Source organism: Anoxybacillus kestanbolensis (genome assembly GCF_001996285.1).
Classification (GTDB): Bacteria; Bacillota; Bacilli; order Bacillales; family Anoxybacillaceae; genus Anoxybacillus; species Anoxybacillus kestanbolensis_A.
This window is the reverse complement of the sequence record NZ_MQAD01000001.1, coordinates 207861-217498: the sequence shown is the minus strand read 5'-3', so window position 1 is coordinate 217498 and position 9638 is coordinate 207861. Positions and strand designations below refer to the sequence as shown.

Genomic DNA, 9638 nt, shown 5'->3' with positions numbered 1-9638 from the left:
ATTGCTCGGTGACGATGGCGGAGAGGTCACACCCGTTCCCATCCCGAACACGGAAGTTAAGCTCTCCAGCGCCGATGGTAGTTGGCGGGACACCGCCTGCAAGAGTAGGACGTTGCCGGGCAAGATGAAATGGAGGATTAGCTCAGCTGGGAGAGCACTTGCCTTACAAGCAAGGGGTCGGCGGTTCGATCCCGTCATCCTCCACCATATATGAACATTGGTTTACTTTTATCATCGCGGGGTGGAGCAGCCAGGTAGCTCGTCGGGCTCATAACCCGAAGGTCGCAGGTTCAAATCCTGCCCCCGCAACCAAAGTTGGTCCCGTAGTGTAGTGGTTAACATGCCTGCCTGTCACGCAGGAGATCGCGGGTTCGAGTCCCGTCGGGACCGCCATGTACGGCTCGGTAGCTCAGTCGGTAGAGCAAAGGACTGAAAATCCTTGTGTCGGCGGTTCGATTCCGTCCCGAGCCACCATTTTGAATCATGTCGGCTTCGTATAAATATATATAATGTGCCGGCTTAGCTCAATTGGTAGAGCAACTGACTTGTAATCAGTAGGTTGCGGGTTCAAGTCCTGCAGCCGGCACCATCTGCGGAGGGGTAGCGAAGTGGCTAAACGCGGCGGACTGTAAATCCGCTCCCTTTGGGTTCGGCGGTTCGAATCCGTCCCCCTCCACCATCTTAGGGGCATAGTTTAATGGTAGAACAGAGGTCTCCAAAACCTCCGGTGTGGGTTCGATTCCTACTGCCCCTGCCAAAAACATGGCGGCTATGGCGAAGTGGTTAACGCACCAGATTGTGGCTCTGGCATTCGTGGGTTCGATTCCCACTAGTCGCCCCATATCCGTTTTAAAACATTGGGGTATAGCCAAGCGGTAAGGCAACGGACTTTGACTCCGTGATGCGTTGGTTCGAATCCAGCTACCCCAGCCATATATGCGGAAGTAGTTCAGTGGTAGAACACCACCTTGCCAAGGTGGGGGTCGCGGGTTCGAGTCCCGTCTTCCGCTCTTTGTTTCACGGCGGCATAGCCAAGTGGTAAGGCAGAGGTCTGCAAAACCTTTACCACCGGTTCGAATCCGGTTGCCGCCTCCATTTTTTTATGCGCCGGGGTGGCGGAATTGGCAGACGCACAGGACTTAAAATCCTGCGGTAGGTGACTACCGTGCCGGTTCGAGTCCGGCTCTCGGCACTGAAAAGGCTTGACAAAATAAGATAGCATGATACAATTCAATTGTTTTATGCCGATGTGGCGGAACTGGCAGACGCGCACGACTCAAAATCGTGTGGGGTAGCCCCCGTGTGGGTTCGACTCCCACCATCGGCATCGAAAATAGGGGAAAGGCTTTAGGGACAAGGGGTTTCACGTAAGTGAAATCCCTTGTTTTTTTATTTACCGAATACGATTCGAGAAAAGAAAATCGTGTGCGTACAATCGTGTTCGGTGAGGTGAAATGGAAAGTGGGAAGAATGGAAAATGAGAGAGAATTGCAGAGAAAGAGCAAGAGAGGAAGAAGAGGAGAGCTGAGTCGTGAAGAGTTGTTGTTAATATCTGACGACATTGGAGAAATTGAATACACATTTGAGGAATTGTTAGAGATATTTATTGAGGATTGCGAATTGAGGAATTTAAGGGAACATACGATTAAATATTATCGCAGCGAGTTAAACGCATTTATAAAATTGGAAATGCTAATTTAACTATGTACAAAAATGATTGTTTAAAGCTATATAGTTTCTCTCATTGCCTTAGGGCAACTTTACATGGAGAGGCGGGCATGATAGCCTTGTTAGGCGGAGCCAGCTATTGATATTGCTGGCTTCTTGGCTCGTAAGTCATGCCCGTAGAGGCTCCATGTCAAGTTATTACTATCCACCACTTAATAACATAATTATCCATAAAATCATTTTTGTACATCACTATACAATCAAAATTGTGCATTCTTATTTTGACATTTACAGCATTATTTGATGGAAGGCGGAGAAATTATGGACATTCAAGAGATAATTAAAGAATTAGTCAATAAAAAAATCATTCATTCAAATACCATTGAGTATAAACAGTTAAACGGAGGAACTATAAGTAATTTATACCTTCTTGGTAACAGTGATAACGCCAAATATGTCGTTAAGTTGAATGAACCGCAAGTTCTTGAATCAGAGGCATATTTTCTTGATTTTTATAAGGACGTAAATCTATTACCTAAACTTCTGTATGTTGGGCAATCATATAATTACATAGTTTATTCATTCATTTCTGGTTCTACAAACTATGTTAGAAAAAATAAAAAGGAAATACTTAAGGCGCTTGTGCAACGCCTTATAAATAATTATAAGACCGTTCCTCATTCCGTTGGCTGGGGATGGGCAAATGAACCAACAGATTCGTGGCAAGGTTTTCTTTTGAATAGGGTTATTGAAGCAAATAAGATTTTAGATTCACACTTAGAAAAAGATGATTTAAATTTTGTACTTGAACTTGTGAAAAGTCCAAATAGAAATAGTTTTAACAGAGAACCATTTTTATTACATGGGGATTGTGGTGTACATAATTTTATTTTTAATGAGGGACAGTTATGTGGGGTGATTGATCCAACTCCTGTTTTTGGAGAACCCCTTTATGATTTAATCTATGCGTTTTGTTCTTCACCAGATGATTTAACTAAAGAAACGATAAATTCAGCAGCAAGTCATTTGATAATTAAAGGGAACAAAAGTGAACAACTATTATATGAAGAAGTGCTTATTGGTTTATATCTCAGATTAGCAACATGTATTAGACATCATCCAAATGATTTAGAGGACTATCTAAAAGCTTGGAACTACTGGAAGAACATAATCAAAGACACATGATTTTAGTTTTTATTGCTTACTCAGCTATCCTGAAAATTAGTATTTTCATCCTTCTGATGGTGCCGTATAGATGCCGAATGGTTGTCTCCCATGGAAGAATAAAATTTTTTCATCACCTGTGGTGAAGCTCGCTTCATGATTGATTAGCGGGAAACGATAGTTGAAGAAGGATTAAATTCGCGTTAGAAGGTTTTGATAAACTTTTATTATTTATCTTGTAATAAGAATATATCTTATATTAAGATATAAATACAGAAAGGAGGTAACCTTATGCAATTGGATAATATGATTGAGACTATCAACGAGCAATGGACGGACATCTATTACCTATTACATTATGTTCACGACGATAATATTACTCATCAAGCCATTCGTTTGTTGCAACATATTGAAAAAAACAAAGAAACAACCATAGGAGATTTAGCCAAACATTTAAATGTATCCCATAATACTGCTTCTGAACATACAAAAAGACTAATAAAAAAAGGGCTTGTTACTAAACGAAGAAGTAGCATAGATGAAAGAAAAGTTTTTGTAACTTTAACTGAAGAAGGAAGGAACGTGTTGTATCGACATACTCGATTGGATAAAGATAAATTAAGGAAAGTTTTAGAAAATCTTCGTACATCTGATTTAGAGATAATACAAAAGGCTTTTTCTATTCTTAATGAGGGGGCAAAAAAATGTTTACGTTAGTAAAAATAATAGTATCAGCAATAATAATTGGAATTGTAACAGAAGTGGCAAAGAGATATCCGACCTTTGGAGGAATTATAGCAGCATTACCATTGGTCAGTTTATTGAGTTTATTTTGGCTTTATTTTCAGGGAGAACAAACACAAAATTTAAGTAAATTTGTATTTGGTGTTTTATGGGGATTTCCAGCAACCGCCTTTTTATTATTAATTGTGGCTTTTTCCTTAAAGGCTTCATTTTCATTAATTTTATCGATTGGATTAGGATTAGGTGGTTGGGGAGTATTTTTAGCCATGCAGAATATTGTATTTAAGAACATATAAAATGAAATTAAACTATCCTGAAAATTAGTATTTTTTATCCTTTGCTGGTGATGCAACTTGGCATGGAGGTCTCCTATGGAAAAATGAATTAACTTCCACTATCTGTGGTGAAACTCGCTTCATGGTTGGCAAAAACTGCTTGTGTCATATTTCGTAATACTGTTTTAAACTTCATAATTTGTAACCTCCTTCAGTATAGCTATCAAGAAACATAAAATAACTTTCGTTTTAAAGTATAACAAAGTTAAAACAACTATCCTTGTGTCAAAATTTATTTTGTTTTCATAATTTTAAAAATGCTATTTAGTATTTTTAATATTCATTATTTAAAGGGGGAGCTATTTTGACCCGTTCTTTTTACGCTCTTTTAGTTAGCCAGACTTCAACTAATCTTGGTTTTGCTCTTTATACAATGGCAGTAGTAATGCATTTATATAATGAAACTGGCTCTACGACATTATCTGCTACTGTTACTTTGATAAGTGTAATTTCCCGTATGATAAGTGGCATATTATTACCGGCAATATCCGACCGATTTAAGTTATCAAATTTGTTGATATTCTCCCAATTGACTCAATTGGTTTTACTTTTAGGATTATTGCTGCTTTTTTTGCAAGAATTGAATCCGACTATTTTAATTTTGATATTTATTTTGTTGGCGTTTATATCTTTTTTTAACGGTTTTTTCTCCCCTATCAAAAGCTCGATAGTTAAAACAATCGTAAATGAAAATTTAAGGGTGAAGGCTAATAGTCTAATAGCAAGTGTTGACCAAACATTTTTATTTGGTGGATGGACATTCGGTGGGTTATTGTTGGCTCTGTTTGGAAAACAAACAATACTCTTAATTACGTTTTGTTTAGTTTTATTATCAATAGTCTGTTTATTATTCGTGAAAGTAAACAATACTTCTAACATAAAATCACAAGAAGGACTAATTAGTCGTTTAACAACTGGATGGAAGTATCTTTTTCAACATAAGGGTCTACGTATTATTATTATAATGGATTTAATGGAGGCTTGGGTCGGGACAATTTGGATAGGAGCTGTAACATTAACATTTGTAAAAGAAGCTCTTGGTAAAGGCGAAGTATGGTGGGGTTATATTAACGGCGGATACTATTTGGGTACAATTTTAGGTGGCTTTATGGTTTATAGGCTTTCAAAACTTATGCAAGGACGTTTAACGGTATTTATGTTAACTGGTTCTGTAATATTTGGATTACTAACATTTGCTTATGGTTTTGTAACTAATCCTTATCTCGCATTATTGTTGGTACTATTAATGGGTCCTGCATATCAAATAAGAGATTTGGCACAAGAAACAATGTTTCAAAATAGCACAGACGAAAAGACATTGACAAAAATACTTGCTGCTAAATCATCATTAGTACAATTTATCTTTATTTTTTCTATAATTGGTATTGGAGCATTAACAGACCTCATAGGAGTTCGTCTTGTATACATTTTATCAGGGGGATTGCTAATATTTTCTTCAATATTTGGCTTTGTTCATTTACAACTTCAAAGAAAAGGTATATACCTTGAAACTGATAAAGCAAAAGCATTATAAAGAGGATTATGTTTAATTTAAATTTTATAATTCTTGTTAAACTATCCCCGAAAATTTGTATTTTCATCATTTGCTGGTGTCCAACACGGCATGGAGGTCTATCTTGAAAATTTCTCTTTCCAGTATTTTAATAAGGTTATGTAACATAGTTGAACATTCCATTAATTTTACGAACGGTTGGCGATAGTTGAGTGACAAAAAGAAAACGTTTGGTTTTTAAAAAATTATCCAAGCGTCTTTGCTTAGTGTGTGTTCAATCTTATGCTAAATGGTCAATGAAATGATGGGTGTTTTATGTTGATATTTGAGATTTTGTACTTCAAAATCTTTTAGTTAATTATCTCAGTGCAGAAAAATTTATGAATCTTAATAATGCAGAAAAAGGCAAGAAAAAATTATTGACCAAAAATGAGATAATTTATATAATACCTGCAAACAGCACGAAGGTTCGAGTCGTATTCGGTAATAATGGACCAGAAAATGAGAAAATGAAAGTACCCCTTGTTGCATATGGGTTTGCTTTGATTGAGAGGGATGCACGGTTTCATAATCGACTCAAAATCGTGTGGGGCAGCCCCCCGTGTGGGTTCGACTCCCACCATCGGCATCGAAAATAGGGAAAAGGCTTTAGGGACAAGGGTTCTCACGAATGTGGGAACCCTTTCTTTATTTTTACCGAATACGATTCGAGTAAGAAAAATCGTGTGCGACTAATCGTGTTCGGTGAGGTGAGTTGGAAGTGAGAAATTAGGGAACATTGCAGAGAAATAGCAAGAGAAGAAGGAGAGGTGAACTGAGTCGAGAGGAACTGTTGCTAATATCTGATGGCAACACAGAAATTGAATACACTTTTGATGAATTGCTAGAGATATTTATTGAGGATTGCGAATTGAGGAATTTAAGAGAACATACGATTAAATATTACCGCAGTGAGCTAAATGCATTTGTAAAACTGCTAAAAGAGCAAGAAATTGAGTTGCGTGTAAGTGAGTGGAAAGGAGAAACCATTAAGCGAAATGTCATTATGTACATGAAAGAAAAAGGTCTCAAGACAGTCAGTATCAATTCCCGTTTGAGAGCAATGAGAGCGTTTTTTAACTTTTTAGAAGGGCGAAATCTCATAAAAAGCAATCCGATGAAAGACATCAAATTGCTGAGGGATAGAAAAAGGATTGTAGAAACGTTTGACAACCAGCAGATAAAGGCGTTATTTAAAGCATGCGACCTTCATACGTTTGTAGGTTTAAGGGATTATATGATTATGATGTTGCTGTTGGAAACGGGAGTTTGAGTAAATGAATTAGTAAGTATAAAAACAATGGATATCATTTGGGAACAAAAAGTCATCCGCATTCGAAGAAGCGTGTACGTGGGTCCCCACTTTTGTTGAATGAGTTCAGCGATTATCGCAAGCGTCCAGTTATATTTCGCTCCGAATCCAACATCTACGGGGAGCTGATGTTCAATGATCCAAGCCAGCTCTTTTTCTTGTTCAGGGGTCAATCGACGTGGAGCACTGGGTGAATATTTCATCTCTAGTCCGTCAAGACCTCGCTGAGTGTAGGCATGGATATAGTTATAAACGGTTTTTTTGGATCGACCGGTAATCGTTGCGATTTCTTCTTTTGCGTATCCCTGCAAATGAAGATAAATCGCTTGGTAGCGTTCATATGCTCGTTTACTTTTTGCTTCTTTCATGGCAGTGGACAACTTTTCGATCTCGTCTTTGTGATTCGGCATCGTATCTTCTTTCCGTTCCCCTATTTTCTTTTTTTATTTATTCACCGTGGAACGGAAGAAAACCTTTATTTCAATTTATATAAATAGCTTATTTCCCCAAAAACGTTCGTAAAACGAATGATATGTTTTTGAAAAAAGGTATTGACTTGCCTAGGAGGAGTCGATATAATGTAAAACGTAATTACGAAACAGGGATACCTGTTTTTTATTTTTATATTTTATTCGACAAATTTCTACTTTTTCTGCATGTGCGGGTGTAGTTTAGTGGTAAAACCTCAGCCACGAGCGGTGCATCGTCGAGAAAGCGGCGAGTTGCCTCGACGCATCCATCTTCGTTGAGTATGCGAGTAGAGGAAGAGGCATGGTCGGGCGTGGTAAATGGATTGTAGGTATACTGGATTGAAGCGTGCGGGTGTAGTTTAGTGGTAAAACCTCAGCCTTCCAAGCTGATGTCGTGGGTTCGATTCCCATCACCCGCTCCATACATACGGGGACAACGCAGTGTTTCGTTTCGAAGATGAACGGGGCATTGCGTTTTTTTATTTCGCCTGCCCCGTGCTTGTTATAATATAAGTTGTGTATATGCATGACCACCATGAATTTGAATAAACATCTTTTTCATTGCTTGTAGTATTTGCTCGCATGTTGTTGTTGTGAATGATGGGAGAAAATATACGATTTGAATCGCATGTGTCGTTTTGTCTGTAACCATCGTTCGTTTTGAATCGACGATCGGGCTACCAAACGCACCTTGTGCATCCTTTGTGACAAGTTTCTTCTCAAAATTTGTTGTACGATCATTGATGCCGATGTATTCGTCTGCTTCAGTGCCGATTGTGACAACAATGTCTCCGTGTAGATTGTTACGATCATAAATGCCGATAGGAAGTTTATAATATAAGGAAAAAAAGTTATTCACATCAGCAGCTGAGTGAATGGATGGAATAAAACTTTGCTTCTGTACGCGACGAAGCAAACTTTCCGATGAAGGACGATATCGGCTCGGATCTGTGCCAATTTGTTTAAATACAGACCGCCATTCTTTTACTTCTGGCCATTCAGCTAACGGAGTTTGTTCCATATCAAAATATAGCAACTCTTGAAATTGTCGAAGTTTCCCTTTCAACATGTTGGGGGACGGACCGACGACGATTTGATCGTATGTAAGGACACCGATTTTAAAATGGGATATGCGCTGTTTTATTGTGTCACAAATGGTTAACATATCGTTCACTCCTTTTTCTTTACATTGTAACATAAACAACGAAGAAAGGAGGGATTCAGGGATGGACGTTGAAGCGCTAAAAGAAGAAATCATTCAGTATAGCCGAACGATCGGTATTGATAAAATTGGTTTTGCTCATGCGGATCCGTTTTTTGAACTAAAAGAGCGATTGCGTCAACAACAACAACTCGGGTATGAATCGGGATTTGAAGAGCCTGACATTGAAAAGCGGACGAATCCGTCTTTATTGCTTCCAGAAGCACGTTCTATTATTGCGATCGCCCTTGCCTACCCATCAAAATTGAAAAACGCTCCACGAAGTACAAAAAAAGAACGTCGAGGCATTTTTTGTCGCGCATCTTGGGGCCAAGATTATCACATCATTTTACGCGAGCGGCTGCAAAAGCTAGAGCAATTTATTCTCACCCGTGTACCAGATGCAAAAGTAAAATCGATGGTCGATACCGGGGAGTTATCGGATCGGGCGGTAGCCGAGCGTGCAGGTATCGGGTGGAGTGGGAAAAACTGCTCAATTATTACGCCAGAGTTTGGATCGTACGTATATTTAGGAGAAATGATTACAAATATCCCGTTTCCTCCGGATGAGCCAATTGAAGATCAATGCGGGACGTGCACGCGCTGCATCGATGCTTGTCCGACAGGCGCACTTGTGCAAGGGGGACAGTTGAATGCGAAACGATGTATCGCTTTTTTAACGCAAACGAAAACGTTTATTCCTGATGAGTTTCGCGATAAACTAGGAAACCGATTGTATGGATGTGATACGTGCCAGCTTGTTTGTCCGAAAAATAAAGGAAAAGACTTTCATCTACATCCGGAGATGGAGCCGGATCCAGAAGTGGTGAAACCTTTATTAAAACCGCTTCTTCATATGACGAATCGCCAGTTTAAAGAAACGTTTGGACATCTATCTGGAGCATGGCGTGGAAAAAAACCGATTCAACGAAATGCTATTATTGCATTGGCTCATTATAAAGATGAAAGTGCTATCGATGATTTATTGATATTGCTTCAAAAAGATTCGCGTCCAGTCATTCGTGGAACAGCGGCGTGGGCGCTTGGAAAAATCGGAAATTATGAAGTAGTACCAATGTTAAAGAAAGCAAAAGAGCGGGAACAAGATGAAGATGTCATTCGTGAAATTGAAAAAGCGTTAGCGATGCTTGAAAATGTGTAGTTGTTTTTCTTTCATCTCTGACATAACGTA

The 9638-nt window shown here is 38.8% G+C and carries 8 protein-coding genes, 14 tRNA genes, 1 rRNA gene and 1 pseudogene; 22 read left to right on the top strand and 2 right to left on the bottom strand.

What is annotated here, in order from left to right; translation table 11 throughout:
• The first annotated feature begins 4 nt into the window (after nucleotides 1–4).
• The 20 genes from rrf to BO219_RS14380 all read left to right on the top strand — a co-directional run bounded on the left by rrf (nucleotide 5) and on the right by BO219_RS14380 (nucleotide 6736).
• Nucleotides 5–121 (top strand): 5S ribosomal RNA (rrf, locus tag BO219_RS01225).
• Between the two features lie 10 nt (nucleotides 122–131).
• Nucleotides 132–207, top strand: a tRNA-Val gene (locus tag BO219_RS01220).
• A gap of 28 nt (nucleotides 208–235) precedes the next feature.
• Nucleotides 236–312, top strand: a tRNA-Met gene (locus BO219_RS01215).
• Nucleotides 313–317: 5 nt separating this feature from the next.
• Nucleotides 318–393, top strand: a tRNA-Asp gene (locus tag BO219_RS01210).
• Between the two features lie 5 nt (nucleotides 394–398).
• Nucleotides 399–474 (top strand) — tRNA-Phe (locus BO219_RS01205).
• Between the two features lie 39 nt (nucleotides 475–513).
• Nucleotides 514–589, top strand: a tRNA-Thr gene (locus tag BO219_RS01200).
• 5 nt (nucleotides 590–594) lie between these two features.
• Nucleotides 595–679 (top strand) — tRNA-Tyr (locus tag BO219_RS01195).
• A gap of 4 nt (nucleotides 680–683) precedes the next feature.
• A tRNA-Trp gene (locus tag BO219_RS01190) sits at nucleotides 684–757 on the top strand.
• An 8-nt stretch (nucleotides 758–765) separates the two neighbouring features.
• Nucleotides 766–841, top strand: a tRNA-His gene (locus tag BO219_RS01185).
• A gap of 17 nt (nucleotides 842–858) precedes the next feature.
• A tRNA-Gln gene (locus BO219_RS01180) sits at nucleotides 859–933 on the top strand.
• A gap of 5 nt (nucleotides 934–938) precedes the next feature.
• Nucleotides 939–1010: transfer RNA gene (locus BO219_RS01175), tRNA-Gly, on the top strand.
• 11 nt (nucleotides 1011–1021) lie between these two features.
• Nucleotides 1022–1095 (top strand) — tRNA-Cys (locus tag BO219_RS01170).
• 11 nt (nucleotides 1096–1106) lie between these two features.
• A tRNA-Leu gene (locus BO219_RS01165) sits at nucleotides 1107–1192 on the top strand.
• A 51-nt stretch (nucleotides 1193–1243) separates the two neighbouring features.
• Nucleotides 1244–1327 (top strand) — tRNA-Leu (locus BO219_RS01160).
• A gap of 44 nt (nucleotides 1328–1371) precedes the next feature.
• Nucleotides 1372–1701 carry a hypothetical protein gene (locus BO219_RS14715; protein WP_375153706.1) on the top strand — a complete coding sequence of 110 codons (330 nt, stop codon included), beginning with the start codon at nucleotides 1372–1374 and terminating at the stop codon, nucleotides 1699–1701.
• Nucleotides 1702–1989: 288 nt separating this feature from the next.
• A complete protein-coding gene (locus tag BO219_RS01150) occupies nucleotides 1990–2853 on the top strand; it encodes an aminoglycoside phosphotransferase family protein (protein ID WP_064214045.1) in 864 nt (287 codons plus the stop codon).
• Nucleotides 2854–3123: 270 nt separating this feature from the next.
• Nucleotides 3124–3549, top strand: coding sequence for a MarR family winged helix-turn-helix transcriptional regulator (locus BO219_RS01145; protein WP_064214044.1), 426 nt, complete (start codon nucleotides 3124–3126; stop codon nucleotides 3547–3549).
• Complete coding sequence (locus tag BO219_RS01140) at nucleotides 3537–3872, top strand: DUF3147 family protein (protein WP_035067856.1); 336 nt, start codon at nucleotides 3537–3539, stop codon at nucleotides 3870–3872. Before BO219_RS01145 ends, BO219_RS01140 begins: the two co-directional genes overlap by 13 nt.
• Before the next feature lie 343 nt (nucleotides 3873–4215).
• Entirely contained in the window at nucleotides 4216–5445 is a 1230-nt protein-coding gene (locus BO219_RS01135) for an MFS transporter (RefSeq protein ID WP_077427898.1), read from the top strand.
• An 811-nt stretch (nucleotides 5446–6256) separates the two neighbouring features.
• Nucleotides 6257–6736 carry a tyrosine-type recombinase/integrase gene (locus BO219_RS14380; protein ID WP_226373732.1) on the top strand — a complete coding sequence of 160 codons (480 nt, stop codon included), beginning with the start codon at nucleotides 6257–6259 and terminating at the stop codon, nucleotides 6734–6736.
• Between the two features lie 68 nt (nucleotides 6737–6804).
• Here BO219_RS14380 and BO219_RS01120 read toward each other — a convergent pair.
• Nucleotides 6805–7185, bottom strand: a pseudogene (locus tag BO219_RS01120) (helix-turn-helix domain-containing protein); the annotation flags it as partial.
• A 408-nt stretch (nucleotides 7186–7593) separates the two neighbouring features.
• On the opposite strand from BO219_RS01120, the gene BO219_RS01115 reads away from it, so the two are divergent.
• Nucleotides 7594–7667, top strand: a tRNA-Gly gene (locus tag BO219_RS01115).
• A gap of 80 nt (nucleotides 7668–7747) precedes the next feature.
• Here the strand turns inward: BO219_RS01115 and BO219_RS01110 are convergent.
• A complete protein-coding gene (locus BO219_RS01110) occupies nucleotides 7748–8410 on the bottom strand; it encodes a B3/B4 domain-containing protein (protein ID WP_198936607.1) in 663 nt (220 codons plus the stop codon).
• A gap of 61 nt (nucleotides 8411–8471) precedes the next feature.
• On the opposite strand from BO219_RS01110, the gene queG reads away from it, so the two are divergent.
• Complete coding sequence (gene queG, locus BO219_RS01105) at nucleotides 8472–9608, top strand: tRNA epoxyqueuosine(34) reductase QueG (RefSeq protein ID WP_077427892.1); 1137 nt, start codon at nucleotides 8472–8474, stop codon at nucleotides 9606–9608.
• Nucleotides 9609–9638: the final 30 nt, after the last annotated feature.